The organism is Sphingobium subterraneum (genome assembly GCF_014199435.1).
Classification (GTDB): domain Bacteria; phylum Pseudomonadota; class Alphaproteobacteria; order Sphingomonadales; family Sphingomonadaceae; genus Sphingobium; species Sphingobium subterraneum.
Genome location: NZ_JACIJP010000005.1, coordinates 87,183 through 101,614 on the forward strand (window position 1 = coordinate 87,183; position 14,432 = coordinate 101,614).

Annotated in this window: 14 protein-coding genes and 1 tRNA gene; 6 read left to right on the forward strand and 9 right to left on the reverse strand. The window is 63.6% G+C overall.

Going from position 1 to position 14,432, the window contains the following annotated elements:
* Window positions 1–2 precede the first annotated feature (2 nt).
* Both purN and purM read right to left on the reverse strand, forming a co-directional pair.
* The gene (purN, locus tag FHS92_RS14025) at window positions 3–968 is read right to left on the reverse strand and encodes a phosphoribosylglycinamide formyltransferase (protein WP_184081370.1); all 966 of its coding nucleotides are present in this window, start codon (window positions 966–968) and stop codon (window positions 3–5) included.
* Complete coding sequence (purM, locus tag FHS92_RS14030; protein WP_184081371.1) at window positions 961–2,070, reverse strand: phosphoribosylformylglycinamidine cyclo-ligase; 1,110 nt, start codon at window positions 2,068–2,070, stop codon at window positions 961–963. Before purM ends, purN begins: the two co-directional genes overlap by 8 nt.
* An 80-nt stretch (window positions 2,071–2,150) precedes the next feature.
* Here purM and FHS92_RS14035 point away from each other — a divergent pair, with 80 nt between their 5' ends.
* The 4 genes from FHS92_RS14035 to FHS92_RS14050 are packed head-to-tail and all read left to right on the forward strand — an operon-like array spanning window position 2,151 to window position 7,816.
* Window positions 2,151–3,440 (forward strand): heavy-metal-associated domain-containing protein, encoded by a 1,290-nt coding sequence (locus FHS92_RS14035; protein WP_425506255.1) that lies wholly within the window; start codon window positions 2,151–2,153, stop codon window positions 3,438–3,440.
* Window positions 3,437–4,126, forward strand: a complete 690-nt coding sequence (locus FHS92_RS14040) for an HdaA/DnaA family protein (protein WP_425506256.1) — start codon at window positions 3,437–3,439, stop codon at window positions 4,124–4,126. The genes FHS92_RS14035 and FHS92_RS14040 overlap by 4 nt, the downstream gene beginning before the upstream one ends.
* Before the next feature lie 2 nt (window positions 4,127–4,128).
* The gene (locus FHS92_RS14045) at window positions 4,129–6,267 is read left to right on the forward strand and encodes an RNA degradosome polyphosphate kinase (RefSeq protein ID WP_184081372.1); all 2,139 of its coding nucleotides are present in this window, start codon (window positions 4,129–4,131) and stop codon (window positions 6,265–6,267) included.
* Window positions 6,268–6,271: 4 nt separating this feature from the next.
* Window positions 6,272–7,816 (forward strand): Ppx/GppA family phosphatase, encoded by a 1,545-nt coding sequence (locus FHS92_RS14050; protein WP_246352012.1) that lies wholly within the window; start codon window positions 6,272–6,274, stop codon window positions 7,814–7,816.
* Between the two features lies 1 nt (window position 7,817).
* On the opposite strand, the gene FHS92_RS14055 is transcribed toward FHS92_RS14050, so the two are convergent.
* Together FHS92_RS14055 and rnd are read right to left on the reverse strand one after the other, a co-directional pair.
* Complete coding sequence (locus FHS92_RS14055) at window positions 7,818–8,123, reverse strand: I78 family peptidase inhibitor (RefSeq protein ID WP_184081373.1); 306 nt, start codon at window positions 8,121–8,123, stop codon at window positions 7,818–7,820.
* Window positions 8,120–9,292 carry a ribonuclease D gene (gene rnd / locus FHS92_RS14060; protein WP_184081374.1) on the reverse strand — a complete coding sequence of 391 codons (1,173 nt, stop codon included), beginning with the start codon at window positions 9,290–9,292 and terminating at the stop codon, window positions 8,120–8,122. Before rnd ends, FHS92_RS14055 begins: the two co-directional genes overlap by 4 nt.
* A 124-nt stretch (window positions 9,293–9,416) precedes the next feature.
* Here rnd and aspS point away from each other — a divergent pair, with 124 nt between their 5' ends.
* Together aspS and FHS92_RS14070 are read left to right on the forward strand one after the other, a co-directional pair.
* A complete protein-coding gene (aspS, locus tag FHS92_RS14065) occupies window positions 9,417–11,198 on the forward strand; it encodes an aspartate--tRNA ligase (RefSeq protein WP_184081375.1) in 1,782 nt (593 codons plus the stop codon).
* Window positions 11,199–11,225: 27 nt separating this feature from the next.
* Window positions 11,226–12,014, forward strand: coding sequence for a polyphosphate kinase 2 family protein (locus tag FHS92_RS14070; protein ID WP_184081376.1), 789 nt, complete (start codon window positions 11,226–11,228; stop codon window positions 12,012–12,014).
* An 88-nt stretch (window positions 12,015–12,102) separates the two neighbouring features.
* Here the strand turns inward: FHS92_RS14070 and rplA are convergent, their stop codons facing one another.
* The 5 genes from rplA to FHS92_RS14095 all read right to left on the reverse strand — a co-directional run bounded on the left by rplA (window position 12,103) and on the right by FHS92_RS14095 (window position 14,414).
* Entirely contained in the window at window positions 12,103–12,804 is a 702-nt protein-coding gene (rplA, locus tag FHS92_RS14075) for a 50S ribosomal protein L1 (protein WP_184081377.1), read from the reverse strand.
* 3 nt (window positions 12,805–12,807) lie between these two features.
* Window positions 12,808–13,239, reverse strand: a complete 432-nt coding sequence (gene rplK / locus FHS92_RS14080) for a 50S ribosomal protein L11 (protein ID WP_184081378.1) — start codon at window positions 13,237–13,239, stop codon at window positions 12,808–12,810.
* A gap of 187 nt (window positions 13,240–13,426) precedes the next feature.
* Window positions 13,427–13,963, reverse strand: a complete 537-nt coding sequence (gene nusG, locus FHS92_RS14085) for a transcription termination/antitermination protein NusG (protein WP_184081379.1) — start codon at window positions 13,961–13,963, stop codon at window positions 13,427–13,429.
* Window positions 13,964–13,995: 32 nt separating this feature from the next.
* Window positions 13,996–14,202, reverse strand: a complete 207-nt coding sequence (secE, locus tag FHS92_RS14090; RefSeq protein WP_184081380.1) for a preprotein translocase subunit SecE — start codon at window positions 14,200–14,202, stop codon at window positions 13,996–13,998.
* Window positions 14,203–14,338: 136 nt separating this feature from the next.
* A tRNA-Trp gene (locus FHS92_RS14095) sits at window positions 14,339–14,414 on the reverse strand.
* Window positions 14,415–14,432 lie beyond the last annotated feature (18 nt).

The following is a 14,432-nucleotide window of genomic DNA, read 5'->3' on the forward strand; positions in this document are numbered from 1 at the left end:
GCCTAAAGCCACTCGGCCAAACGGGCGAGGCGTTTGGGGGCAACCGATTGCCAGCTGCGGCGAAGCCATTGGTCGACATGGCCCCAGTCCGTATCCGGCCGGTCGAGGCGGATCGCGATCCATCCCGAAGTGCCGTAATAATCGGGACGATAATAGATGTCCGGATCGGCTTCGATCAGCGCGGCCATTTCGTCCTGCCCATCGGTCTTGACGAGCAGGGCGATCGCGTCTTCGCCATGGTGGCGAACGGACACATAGGCGAAGAATTTGGCCGAAGCGGCTTCACCGGTGCGCCAGCCCGGAGCCCCGTGGGAGAGGCGCTGCGCCACTTCGGGAAGGGCCGAAGCCAGACGGTCGACCTGCCCGATGATCCAGTCGGGGTTGGCATAGCGCGACACATAGGCGCCCAGCACGCGGCTGTAGAGCTGGTGCTCGGCAATCAGCGTGCGGGCCGCGAGCGTGTCGGGCGTGTCGCTGGGGAGGATCGCGACCTCGGTCTGGCCGAGGACCGGGCCGTCATCGAGTTCCGCCGTGACGATATGAACGCTGCATCCGGCGTGGCTGTCGCCCGCCTCGAGCGCGCGTTCGTGGGTATGGAGACCCTTGTATTTCGGCAGCAGCGACGGGTGGATGTTGAGCATCCGTCCTTCCCACCGGCCGACGAATTCCGGGGAGAGCAGCCGCATATAGCCCGCAAGCGCGATATATTGCGCGCCGGCCTTGCGGATTTCTGCGTCGATGATCGCGTCGAATTCGGCGCGCTTCAGCCCGACATGGCTCTGCGCAAAGGTGGCAACGCCTTCCGCGGCAGCAAGCGCAAGGCCCGGCGCGTCCGGATCGTTGGCGGCAACCAGCACGATATCGAACGGACAGTCGGCGGCCTTGGCAGCGTAGAGCAGGGCGGCCATGTTCGATCCGCGCCCCGAGATCAGCACGGCGACTTTCGCGCGCGCTGCCTGCTCAGCCATTATGCGTCGCTTCCCAGGCGGAACGGGCGCTCCATGCTTCCGCTGAACCGCGCACGGTGCAGCCCTTCTCGCCCGCCTCGATCGCGCCGATGCGGTGGACAGTTTCGCCTGCGTTGCTGAGTGCGGCGGTGACTGCGGCCACATTCTCTTCCGCAACCACGAGCACCATGCCAATGCCGCAGTTGAACGTGCGCGCCATTTCCTCCGGCTCGATATTGCCCTGTGCCTGGAGGAAGGCCATCAACCGCGGCTGTTCCCACGCGTCGGCATCGACGACGGCATGGCAGTCCTCGGGCAAGACGCGGGGGATGTTTTCCAGCAGCCCGCCGCCGGTGATATGGGCGAGCGCGTGGATCTGGCCCGCGCGGATGACGGGGAGCAGCGGCTTTACATAGATGCGCGTGGGGGCCATCAGCGCGTCGATCAGCAACACTTCATTGTCGAACAGGGCGGGCCGGTCGAGCTTCCACCCCTTGTCGGCGGCGAGGCGGCGCACGAGCGAAAAGCCGTTGCTGTGCACTCCGGAGGAGGCAAGGCCGAGCAGCACGTCGCCCGCCGCCACGGCCGTTCCGGTCAGCGCTTCGTCCCGCTCCACAGCGCCAACGCAGAAGCCCGCAAGATCATAGTCGCCGTCCGCATACATGCCCGGCATCTCGGCGGTCTCGCCGCCGATGAGCGCGCAGCCCGCCTGGAGGCAGCCGTCCGCGATCCCGGCGATAACCCGCTCGGCAATGCCGTTCTCCAAGCGCCCGGTGGCGAAATAGTCGAGGAAGAACAAAGGCTCCGCGCCCTGCACGATAAGGTCGTTGGCGCACATCGCGACGAGGTCAATGCCGACCGTGTCGTGGCGGTTATGGTCGATCGCGAGCTTCAGCTTGGTGCCGACGCCGTCGTTTGCCGCGACGAGCAAGGGATCGCGAAAGCCCGCCGCCTTGAGGTCGAAAAAGCCGCCAAAGCCGCCGAGGTCCGCGTTCGCACCGGGGCGGCGGGTCGACTTGGCCAGCGGCGCGATCGCGCGGACCAGCGCATTGCCCGCGGCGATGTTCACGCCCGCCTGGGCGTAGCTGTAGGAGGTCGGTGCGGTGTCGTTTGGCTCGCTCATGGGCAAAAGCGCCTAGAGCATTTTGCGCCAAAGGGGAAACCGCTTTTGTCATACTCCGCGCGAGGGCGGTCGTCCCGCAAATGCCACTTGGATTTCGTGCGGTTTGTCGCCAAAAGGGCGCCGTGATTGCCTCGCTCCCCTCTCTGCGCATGTTTCGGCTTCCGCCGCTTGGGCGCTGGCTCCTGATTCCGGCGGCCGTGCTGCTCGGTCTGGGTGCGGCAATGCTCGTCGCGCAGATGGAGGGCGAGCGCGGGGTTCCGCCGATCGCCAGCAGCGGCGACTTCGAGGTCGGCGGCATCAAGGTCGATGTCGCGGCGGGGACCGCCGACGCCGCCCGCACGGCGGGGTGGCGGCTGGCGCAACGGCTGGCGTGGCGGCAATTATGGGCCAACACCAATGGCGGCGGCGCGCCGGGCCTGTCCGATTCGCAGCTTGACCAGATCGTGTCGGGCATCGAGATCGAATCGGAGCAGATCGGCCCCACCCGCTATATCGCGTCGCTGCGCGTGCTGTTCGACCGGGCGCGGGCTGGACAGATTCTGGGCGTGAGCGGAGGTGGGTTGCGGTCCCCGCCGCTGCTTGTGATTCCTGTCCTGTGGCAGGGTGGCAGCGCCGTCAGCTTCGAGACGATCAACGAGTGGCAAAAGGCCTGGGCGCGCTATCGCACGGGGGACAGCCAGATCGACTATGTGCGCACCAGCGGCACCGGGCCGGACGCGTTGCTGTTGAATGCCGCGCAGACCGGACGGCGCGGGCGCAACTGGTGGCGTGTCTTGCTCGACCAGTATGGCGCGGCCGACGTCGTGATCCCGATCGCGCGGTTGGAACGGCAATGGCCGGGCGGGCCGGTCGAAGGACAATTTTCCGCGCGTTATGGCCCGGACAACATGCTGATCGGTACTTTCAGCCTGCGCGTGGCGAGTGAAGCTGACCTGCCCAAAATGCTCGATGAGGGCGTTCGACGCATCAACACGCTCTACACGCAGGCGTTGATCGACGGGCGGCTGCGACCCGACCCGTCGCTGGTGATCGATGAGCCGGTCAACGCCAGCGATCTTGAAATCGAGAATATCAGTGATGCGGTGATCGAGACCGGCGACGCTGCGGCCACCGGAACGGCGAGTTTCACGATACAGTTCGATACGCCCGATGTGGGTTCGGTCAGCCAGGGCGAGGCGCTGGTCCGGGCCATTCCTGGCGTCCGTTCGGCGGCGACGAGCAGCCTTGCGCTGGGTGGCACATCGGTGATGCAGGTGAGTTTTGACGGCACCAGCGATATGCTGCGCACGGCATTGCAGGCGCGGGGCCTTAATGTGGCGGGCACCGGATCGGTGCTGCGCATCAGCCGTAAGCAGGGCGGTGCGCCGTGAGCCAATTGGGCCTGCCCTTCGACTGGGCGGGGCAGGGGGCGCAGAAGGCGGGCGCGGGCGAACCGGGTGGTGGTGATGCTTTCATCGTCAGCGACGCAAACCGCCTTGCCGCCCGCCATATCGAACAGTGGCGCGACTGGCCGATTCCGGTGGCGGTGCTGAGCGGCCCGCCGCGGTCGGGGCGAACGACGCTGGCGCGGCACTTTGCCGCGATATCGAGTGGCACAATCATCGATCCGGTCGAGGGCATGACGGACGAAGCGCTGTTCCATGCGTGGAACCGGGCGCTCGACACACATACGCCGCTGCTGCTGGTAGCCGGAAGCACTCCCGCGCAATGGACGGTGACATTGCCGGACCTCCGCTCACGGCTCGCCGCCGCGCCGCATGTGGCGATCGCGGAGCCGGATCATGATCTTGTCCGCGCCCTGATCGAGACGGGTCTGGCGCGGGCTGGTTCCGCCTTTTCCGCCGATGCGCCGGAATGGATCTCCCGTCGGTTGGAACGACGCTATGCGGTCGTCGCTGCCGTTCTTGCTCTCCTCAATCAGGCCTCCTTGTCATCATCCCGTAAGATTTCCGTGCCTTTTGCCAAAGAGGCGCTGCACAACGCCGGATTTTTGCCTATAGTCGATGATGATGCTGCGCCGGAGACGGATCGTCCCGGCCCAGATAGCGGGGAATGAACGTGTCCGAAGCCGATCCCAGCAGCAGTTTCGCTACCCGAAGCGATCGCTATTTCAACCGCGAGCTGTCGTGGCTGGCGTTTAACCGTCGCGTGTTGGAAGAAGCGATCAACCGCGCGCACCCGATTTTGGAGCGCCTGCGCTTCCTGTCGATCTCGGGAAACAATCTCGACGAATTCTTCATGGTGCGCGTCGCGGGTCTCAAGGGGCAGCAGCTCGAAAACGTCGATCTGCGCTCGGCCGACGGGCTGACCCCTGCGCAGCAACTCGCCGCAATCGAGGCGGAAGCGGACCTGCTGATGAGCGAGCAGCAGCAGGTGTGGCATGTGCTGCGCGGCGAACTGGCCGAGGTCGGAGTCGAGGTCGTGGGGCTCGAGCCGCTGAGCGCGGATGCGGAAGCGTGGCTTGCCGAGCATTTCACGACGCAGATCTTCCCGATCCTAACCCCGCAGGCGCTGGATCCCGCGCATCCCTTTCCGTTCATTCCCAACCTCGGTCTGTCGATCGTGTTCGATCTGGTGCGCAATTCCGACAAGCAGAATGTGCGCGAGCTGGTGATGATCCCGTCGTCGCTGCCGCGCTTCGTGCGGATACCGGGCGAACCGGCGCGCTATATGGCGTTGGAGACGGTCATCCGGCGCTATTCGCACCGGCTGTTTCCTGGCTTCGCCGTCAATGACAGCGGCGTGTTTCGCATTGTGCGCGACAGCGATATCGAGCTGGAGGAAGAGGCGGAAGACCTCGTCCGCTATTTCCGCAGCGCCATCAAGCGGCGCAAGCGCGGGCGCGTCATCCGGCTCGAAGTCGAGCAGGGCATTCCCGACGCGATCGAGGAAATGCTGCAGGATATGATGCAGGGCGGCGATGCGCTGATTGCCGAGATCGATGGACTGATCGGCATCGGCGATCTTGACCGGATCGTCGAGGAAGATCGGCCAGACCTGAAGTTCGAACCCTATGCCGCGCGATTCCCGGAGCGCATTCGCGAATATGGCGGGGACTGTTTCGCGGCCATTCGCGCCAAGGACATCATCGTCCACCACCCTTATGAGAGTTTCGACGTCGTCGTCGCCTTCCTGAAACAGGCGGCGGCGGATCCGGATGTCGTTGCGATCAAGCAGACGCTGTACCGCGCGGGAAAGCAGTCGGCGGTCATCCGCGCGCTGATCGACGCGGCGGAGGCGGGCAAATCCGTGACGGCGGTGGTCGAGCTGAAAGCGCGGTTCGACGAGGAGCAGAACCTCCTCTGGGCAAGCGCACTGGAGCGGGCGGGGGTGCAGGTCGTCTACGGGTTTATTGATTGGAAAACCCACGCGAAGATTTCCATGGTCGTACGGCGTGAGGCGGACCAGTTCCGCACCTATTGCCACTTCGGCACCGGCAATTATCATCCGATCACGGCGCGGATTTACACCGACCTCAGCTTCTTCACGGCCGATCCACGGATCGGGCGGGATGCGGCTTCGGTGTTCAATTACATTACCGGCTATGTCGAACCGACCGAACTTGAACTGCTCACCATGTCGCCGCGCGACCTGCGTGACCGGCTGTGCGAACTGATCGATGCGGAGATCGAGCATGTTCGGGCTGGGCGGCCGGGGACGGTGTGGGCGAAGATGAATTCACTCGTCGACCCGGCGATCATCGAAAAGCTTTATGCGGCCAGCAATGCCGGCGTGAATATCGAGCTGATCGTGCGGGGCATCTGCTGCCTGCGGCCGGGCGTGTCGGGCATGTCGGAGAATATCCGGGTCAAATCCGTGGTCGGGCGTTTTCTGGAGCACAGCCGCATCGCGGTGTTCGGCAACGGCAAGGCGCTCCCCAATAATGGAGCAAATGTGTTCATCGCGTCGGCCGACTGGATGCCGCGCAACTTTGACCGGCGTGTGGAGTATATGTTGCCGATCGAGAATGAAACGGTGCACGATCAGGTGCTCGATCAGGTGATGGTGGCGAATTTGATCGATACCGAGCAAAGCTGGGTGCTGGATAGTGAGGGGCGCTATGCGCGCGTGCCGCCCGGCGACAAGCCCTTCAACCTGCACCGCTATTTCATGACCAACCCGTCGCTCTCCGGCCGTGGCGCCGCGCAGGGCCATGGCGGCGCGGTGCCCAAACTCAGCCTGCGACGGCGCAGCTGACAGGATGGCCTTGCGTAGCCTTGTGACGATGCGCCGGGTGCGCGAGGACGACATTGCTGTGAGCGGCGACGCGCAAGCGGTGCGACGGCGTGCGATTATCGACATCGGGTCAAACAGCGTCCGCCTCGTTGTGTATGATGGGGCTCCGCGCAGTCCCGTTATCCTGTTCAACGAAAAGGTGCTTGCCGGACTGGGTGCGGCGCTGGGACAGACCGGGCGGATCGAACCAGAAGCGATGGAGCGCGGGCTGCTCGCGCTGGTGCGCTATGCCGCCCTGTGCCGGGAAATGCGTGTCGACCGGCTGCGCTGCGTGGCGACGGCGGCGGTACGGGATGCGACCAACGGCCATGAGCTGATCGCGCGTGCGGAGCGTGAAGCCGGGCTGGCGGTGGAGATCCTGTCCGGTCGCCAGGAAGGCGAGGCGGCGGGCTATGGCGTGCTGTCCGCCATTCCCGGAGCGGACGGCATTGTCGGCGATCTGGGTGGGGGCAGTCTGGAACTGGCACGGATCAGGGACGGCGCGGTGCATCAGGTTGTGTCACTGCCTCTGGGCGTCCTGCGCCTCGGCGCGATCCGCAAGCGCGGCAAGGACGCGCTGCGCCAAACGCTCAGCAAGCAGTTGAAGGCGGCGGGTTGGCGTGAGGAAGACACCGGGCTTCCTTTCTACATGGTGGGCGGGTCGTGGCGCGCGCTGGCGCATCTCGACATGCAGCTCAACCAGGTTTCATTGCCGATCATCCATCATCACAGCATGCCGCGCACGCACGCGACCTATCTGCTCCGGGTTGCCTCGCACCGGTCAAAGGCAAGCCTCAAGTCCATCCCCACCATATCCAGCTCTCGCGCGGCGACGTTGGCCGACGCGGCAGCGCTGTTGGCGGCCCTTGTCGGGCGCGTCAACAGTTCGCACCTCGTCGTGTCCGCGCATGGCTTGCGGGAAGGCTTGCTGTATCAGGATCTGTCAGCCGAAGATCGCATGCTCGACCCGCTGCTCGCGGCGGCTGAGGCGGAGGGCGAGAGCCAGGGACGGTTCGCGGGGCATGGCCGCCTGATAGATGACTGGATCAAGCCGTTGTTTGCCAGCGATCCGCCGGAATGGAAACGGATCCGTCGTGCCGCCTGTCTGCTCGCTGACGTCGGCTGGCGCGCGAACCCGGATTTCCGCGCGGAGCGGGGCATGGAGATCGCGCTGCACGGCAACTGGGTCGGCATCGACGTGGCGGGTCGCGCGATGCTGGCGCAGGCGCTCCATGGCAATTTTGGCGGCGGAGCGACGGTTGTACCCGAGCTCGCGAAGCTGGCCGGCGACGCCAACGCTCCCGCGCTCCAGCGCGCAGTGCATTGGGGGCTGGCCATCCGGCTGGCGCAACGTTTGTCGGGCGGCGTGGCGGGTCCGCTACGCGAATGTCGGCTCGTTCTGGATGGCAAGGTCATCGCGCTGCACTTGCCACGTGACTACGCCTCGCTGCAGGGCGAGTCAGTGCAGCGGCGCCTCAAGATGCTCGCGGCTGCACTCCGCTACGACTATCGTATTACCATAGCGGAATAGATCAGCCGCAACTGGCGCGATCGATCTTCATTGCCGCGTCATAGCTGACCGTCAGCCGGTCCGCGCGATAATCCATGGTCACTGCCATTCCCGGCGCGACCCAGCGCAGGGTGCGTGCGCCCGACGCCTGCATCATACGCGCGGCGACTTCGGACGAGGCCGTCTGGCCGATGAACAACGCGAGGGCTTCGCCGCGGCATTCTTCGGAAGGCCCGTTGGCTGCCGGAGGTGGTGAGGACGGAGGCGGGGCGGCAGGCGTGCAACCTGTGGCCAGCAGCATCATTGCCGCAAGGGGGGCGTGCTTCATACCTTCTCCGTCCGTGTCATCTTCAAGCGACCGTTGATGACGGCAAAGGCCAGACGCCCTTCGACCAGATCGAGCGCATCGCGCCCGAATTCCTCGAACCGCCAGCCGTCGAGAATGGGTAGCCCATCGCGCACGCCCGCCGCCAGCATTTCGATGTCGTCCGTACGCGCCATGAGACGGGGCGCCACATCGATTTCCTTCGCGCGGATCTTGAGCAGCAGCTTGAGGAGATCGGCGACCAGCGCGCCATCCTTGCCGAGGCCGGGTTTGCGGGGATCGCGATCGGGCATTTCGTCGCGGGGCAGCGGCTGCGCGGACGCCAGAGCATCCATCAGCCGTCGGCCGATGTCATTCGTCTTCCAGTTGGCGGACAGGCCGCGCACCTTGGCCAGATCGTCCTGATGCCGGGGCGGGTGGGACGCGATGTCGGCCATCGTCTCGTCCTTCATGATGCGTCCGCGCGGCAGGTTCTTGTCCCGCGATTCATGCTCGCGCCACGCGCCCAGCGCCTTGAGGCGGCCGAGCACGTCCGGCTTCTTGCTGGACACGCGGACGCGCTTCCACGCGTCATCGGGGTTGTTCTCGTAATTGCGCGGATCGCCGATGCGCTCCATCTCCTGATCAAGCCAGTTGCCCCGGCCGGTGGCACGCAGCTTTTCGAGCATCATCGGGAACATCTGGATGAGATAGGTGACATCGCCGATCGCGTAGTCGATCTGCCGCTTGTCGAGCGGGCGGCGCGCCCAGTCGGTAAAGCGCGCGCCTTTGTCGAGCGAGACGCCGAGCCAGGATTCGACGAGATTGCCATAGCCGATCTGCTCCCCCATGCCCAAGGCCATCGCCGCGATCTGCGTGTCGAACAGCGGGAAGGGGGTCTTGCCGGTCAGGTTGTAGACGATTTCGAGATCCTGCCCGCCCGCATGAAAAACCTTCAGCACGTCTTCGTTGTTGACCATCAGGTCAAGCAGCGGGGTGAGGTCGATGCCCGAAGCCTTGGGATCAATCGCGGCGGCTTCGTTGTCATCCGCGATCTGGACCAGACACAGCTCCGGCCAATAGGTGTTTTCCCGCATGAATTCCGTGTCGACCGCGACCCAGGGCGAACGCGCCAGGCGCTCGCATAAATCGGCAAGATCCTGGCTCGTGGTAATCAGCGGATGAATTTGCATATGGTCTTCGATCACATTAAGGGCATGACGCGGTCAGGGCTTCCCAAAACAAAGGGAAACACTGGCCATAGCCCGGTAAACACCATTTGTCATTTCCCGAACGCGGTTGGAAGAAACGAAGATCATGCACCTGTATCGCACCCATAAATGCGCTGAACTCAGCCCTTTTCATGTTGGAGAGACGGTCCGCGTTTCCGGCTGGGTACATCGCAAGCGCGACCATGGCGATCTGGTGTTCATAGACCTGCGCGATCATTACGGCATGGTGCAGATCGTGACCGAGGTGGATGGCCCGGTGTTCCAGGTGATCGAGTCGCTGCGCGCGGAGAGCGTTGTGACGATTACCGGTCGGGTGGTTGCGCGCGCGCCGGAAGCGGTAAACCCCAACCTTGCGACGGGCGCGGTCGAAATCCGCGCGGACGATGCGGTCGTGCTGTCGGCGGCGCAGGAATTGCCCCTGCCGGTTGCCGGGGAGCAGGACTATCCCGAGGATATCCGCCTGCGCTATCGTTTTCTCGATCTGCGTCGGGAGCGGCTGCACGCCAACATTGTCAAGCGTACGAAGATCATTTCCGATATGCGTCGTCGCATGGAGGGTGCGGGTTTCACCGAATATTCGACGCCGATCCTCACCGCCTCCAGCCCGGAAGGCGCGCGCGACTTTCTGGTGCCCAGCCGCATTCACGCGGGCAAGTTCTATGCCCTGCCGCAGGCGCCGCAGCAGTACAAGCAACTGCTGATGGTTGCCGGGTTCGACCGCTATTTCCAGATTGCGCCCTGTTTCCGTGATGAAGATCCGCGTGCCGATCGTCTGCCCGGTGAATTCTACCAGCTCGACCTCGAAATGAGTTTCGTGACGCAGGAAGACGTGTGGGACACGATGGAGCCGGTGATAGCGCAGGTATTCGAGGAATTCGCTGACGGCAAGCCTGTCACCCCGGCGGGCCGCTTCCCGCGCATCCCCCATGCCGAAGCGATGCTGAAATATGGCAGCGACAAGCCGGATCTGCGCAACCCCATCCTCATCACGGACGTGACCGAGCATTTCGTCGGTTCGGGCTTCGGCATTTTCGCCTCGCTGGTCGAAAGCGGTGCAGTAATCCGGGCTATTCCCGCCCCCGGAGCGGGAGCGGGCAGCCGCAAGTTCTTCGACGACATGAACAACTGGGCACGCTCGGAAGGCTATTCGGGTCTGGGCTATATCAACATCAAGGATGGGGTGCCCGGCGGTCCCATCGCCAAGAACCATGGCGAGGAGGCGACCGCGAAGCTCGTTGCCGCGCTCGGCCTTGGCCCCAATGACGGCGTGTTCTTTGCCGCGGGCAAGGAAGCGCAGGCGGCCAAGCTCGCCGGTCTTGCCCGCATTCGCGTCGGAGAACAGCTCGACCTGATTGACAAGGATCGGTTCGAGCTGTGCTGGATCATCGATTTCCCGTTCTATGAATATGATGAGGACGCGAAGAAGATCGACTTTGCCCACAATCCCTTTTCCATGCCACAGGGCGGGATGGACGCGCTCAATGGTTCCGATCCACTGTCGATCAATGCGTTTCAATATGACATGGTGTGCAACGGTTATGAGATTGCATCCGGTTCGATCCGCAACCAGTCGCCCGAACTGATGGTCAAAGCGTTCGAGCTTGTCGGCTTGTCCCAGCAGGATGTGGAGGATCGCTTCGGCGGCCTCTATCGCGCATTCCAGTATGGTGCACCCCCGCACGGCGGCATGGCGGCCGGTGTGGACCGCATCGTCATGCTGCTGTGCGGCGCGCAGAACCTTCGCGAGGTGACGCTGTTCCCGATGAACCAGCGGGCCGAGGATCTGTTGATGGGAGCACCGAGCGTGCCGGAACTGAAACAGCTGCGCGAACTCAACATCCGCGTGGTGGAACAGACGAAAAGCTGATCCGTCTTCCCGCTGAAGGGATTGAAGATGACGATCGACCTCAAGGACTACGAGCAGGGCAAGAAGTTCGACGGTGATTACGACAAGGCGCTGAAAGCCGTCCAGGAGCGGCTGTCGCGCGTGCAGGTTGCGCACATCGTTCACCGCCGTCGGAGCATCGTGATGTTCGAGGGCTGGGACGCGTCCGGCAAGGGAGGTGTCATCAAGCGGATGACAGCGGAGCTGGACCCGCGCTATTACGACGTCTGGCCGATCGGTGCGCCGACGCCGGAGGAAAAAGACCGGCATTTCCTGTGGCGGTTCTGGACCAAGCTGCCCGGCTGTCAGCAGATCGGCATTTTCGACCGGAGCTGGTACGGCCGGGTGCTGGTCGAGCGGGTCGAGGGATTCTGCAGCGAGCGCGACTGGAAGCGCGCCTATGACGAGATCAACGAGTTCGAAGCGCAGCAGATCGATGGCGGCACGACCATTGTCAAGCTGTTCATGCATGTGACGCAGGACGAGCAGGACAAGCAGCTCGCAGAGCGGCTGGACGACCCTTGGAAGCGGTGGAAAACGGGGGCGGAGGATTATCGCAATCGCAGTCAGCGTGCCGCCTATCTCGATGCGCTGCATGACATGTTCAAACAGACGGACACGCGCTGGGCGCCTTGGCATGTCATCGACGGCAACGATCGCAAAGCGGGGCGCATCGCGGCGCTGACGGCGATTGCTGACCGGCTGGAAAAGCTCGTGCCGATGCACATGCCCGACGCCGACCCAGCCGTAGTCGAACTGGCACGGCAGGCGTTTGGCTATCGTTCCAAGGACACTTGATCGTCTGCCGATCGCTAGGCAAGGCCGACAAAAAGAAACCCCGCAGAGTTGCCTCTGCGGGGTCTTTTAATGGACGCGATCGGTCGGGTCAGATGACGCCGCCGACCTGGGCCACGTCGATCTTTACGCCCGGGCCCATCGAGGACGACAGGGCGATCTTGCGGACATATTTGCCCTTCGATCCCGACGGCTTTGCCTTCACGATGGCGTCGACGAACGCATCGAAGTTCTTGCGCAGGTCGGCTTCGCTAAAGCTGGCCTTGCCGAGACCGGCGTGAATGATGCCAGCCTTTTCCACGCGGAATTCGATCTGGCCACCCTTGGCGGCCTTAACGGCTTCGGCGACGTTCGGGGTAACGGTGCCGAGCTTCGGGTTCGGCATCAGGCCCTTTGGACCGAGCACCTTACCGAGACGGCCGACGAGACCCATCATATCCGGCGTCGCGATGACGCGCTGAAAATCGATGTTGCCCGCCTGGATGCTGTCGAGCAGGTCTTCCGCACCAACGATATCGGCACCGGCGGCGGTCGCCGCTTCGGCCTTGTCGCCGCGGGCGAACACGGCGACGCGTACGTCCTTGCCGGTGCCTGCGGGCAGCGTGACGACGCCGCGCACCATCTGGTCCGCATGGCGGGGATCGACGCCCAGGTTGATCGCGACTTCGACGGTTTCGTCGAACTTCGCGGTCGCGTTGGTCTTGATGAGCGCGAGCGCTTCATCGACGCCGTGCAGCTTTTCGCGATCGATGGTCGTGGCCAGAGCCTTGGCCTTCTTGGTCAGCTTTGCCATGTCTTAGCCCTCCACCACGGTGAGGCCCATCGCGCGAGCGGAGCCTTCGATAATCTTCGTTGCGGCTTCGATGTCGTTCGCGTTGAGGTCGACCATCTTTGCCTGCGCGATGTCCGCGAGCTGCGAACGCTTGATCGATCCGGCAGACACCTTGCCCGGCTCCTTCGAACCCGACTTCAGGTTCATCGCCTTCTTGATGAGATAGGTGGCCGGCGGCTGTTTCGTGACGAACGAGAAGCTGCGGTCGGCATAGACGGTAATGATGGTAGGCAGCGGCGTGCCCTTTTCCTGCTTGTCGGTCGCTGCGTTGAACGCCTTGCAGAATTCCATGATGTTGACGCCGCGCTGACCCAGAGCAGGGCCGATCGGCGGCGAGGGATTGGCGGCGCCCGCGGGCACCTGGAGCTTGATATAGCCCGTAATCTTCTTAGCCATGTTCACTCACTCTGTAGATGGGCGTTCCCGAAGGTTCGCCCGGTTCAAGTTTAGCGGTCAGACAGGGGATCGCTCCCCCTCCCGCACTGTTTCCCTTTATGTGTCATGCCAGCGGAGGCTGGCATCTCAGGCCGCAAGGGAACGGCCCAATGCACGAGACCCCGGGCTGCGCCGGGGTGACGTGAAACTACTTCGCCAACTCGACCTGCTCGAAATCGAGTTCGACCGGCGTGGCGCGACCGAAGATCGACACCGACACCTTCACGCGGCTCTTTTCGAAGTCCAGTTCCTCGACCACGCCGTTGAAGCTGGCGAACGGACCATCGAGCACCTTGACCGAATCGCCGATCTCGTAGTCGACGCTGACCTTGTGCTTGGGCGCGGCGGCGGCTTCTTCCTTGGTATTGAGAATGCGCGCGGCCTCGCCTTCGCTGATTGCCTGCGGCTTGCCCATCGACCCCAGAAAACCCGTCACCTTCGGCGTGTTCTTCACGAGGTGGTAGACGTCGTCGGTCATCGTCAGCTTGGCGAGGACGTAGCCGGGGAAGAATTTCCGCTCCGACTGGATCTTCTTGCCACGCCGCACCTCGGTCACGGTCTCGGTGGGAACCTCGACCGATTCGACGAGCTGCGTGAGGCCCATGCGCTCCGCTTCGGCCACAATCGATTCGCGGACCTTGTTCTCGAAGCCCGAATAGGCATGAATGATGTACCAGCGCGCCATATGTTCGTCCAAAACTCCGTTATCCGGGGGCGTCAGCCCTGACCGGTCGCCAGTGACAACAGGAACCTCACGACCCATCCGAAGAAGGTGTCGATCCCGAAGAAGAACAGGCCCAGCAGCGATGTCATGATGACAACCATCACCGCCGTGACCAACGTCTCGCGATTCGTCGGCCAGACAATCTTCGATGCCTCTGCGCGAACCTGACGGACGAAATCGCCGGGAGATGTCTTGGCCACTCTGCTCAACCCAATAAACAAAAACAACAAAACCGCGAAGCGTCACGCCTCTTCCTGCCTGGTGGGCCGGAAAAGGCCGCCGCTTCGCGACCAATGATCGCCGCCATAGACCGGCGCCCCGAAGGAAGCAAGTTTTTGGCAGGAGTGGAGGGACTCGAACCCCCGGCATTCGGTTTTGGAGACCGACGCTCTACCAGCTGAGCTACACTCCTGCGCGGCGAAGGCGCGTC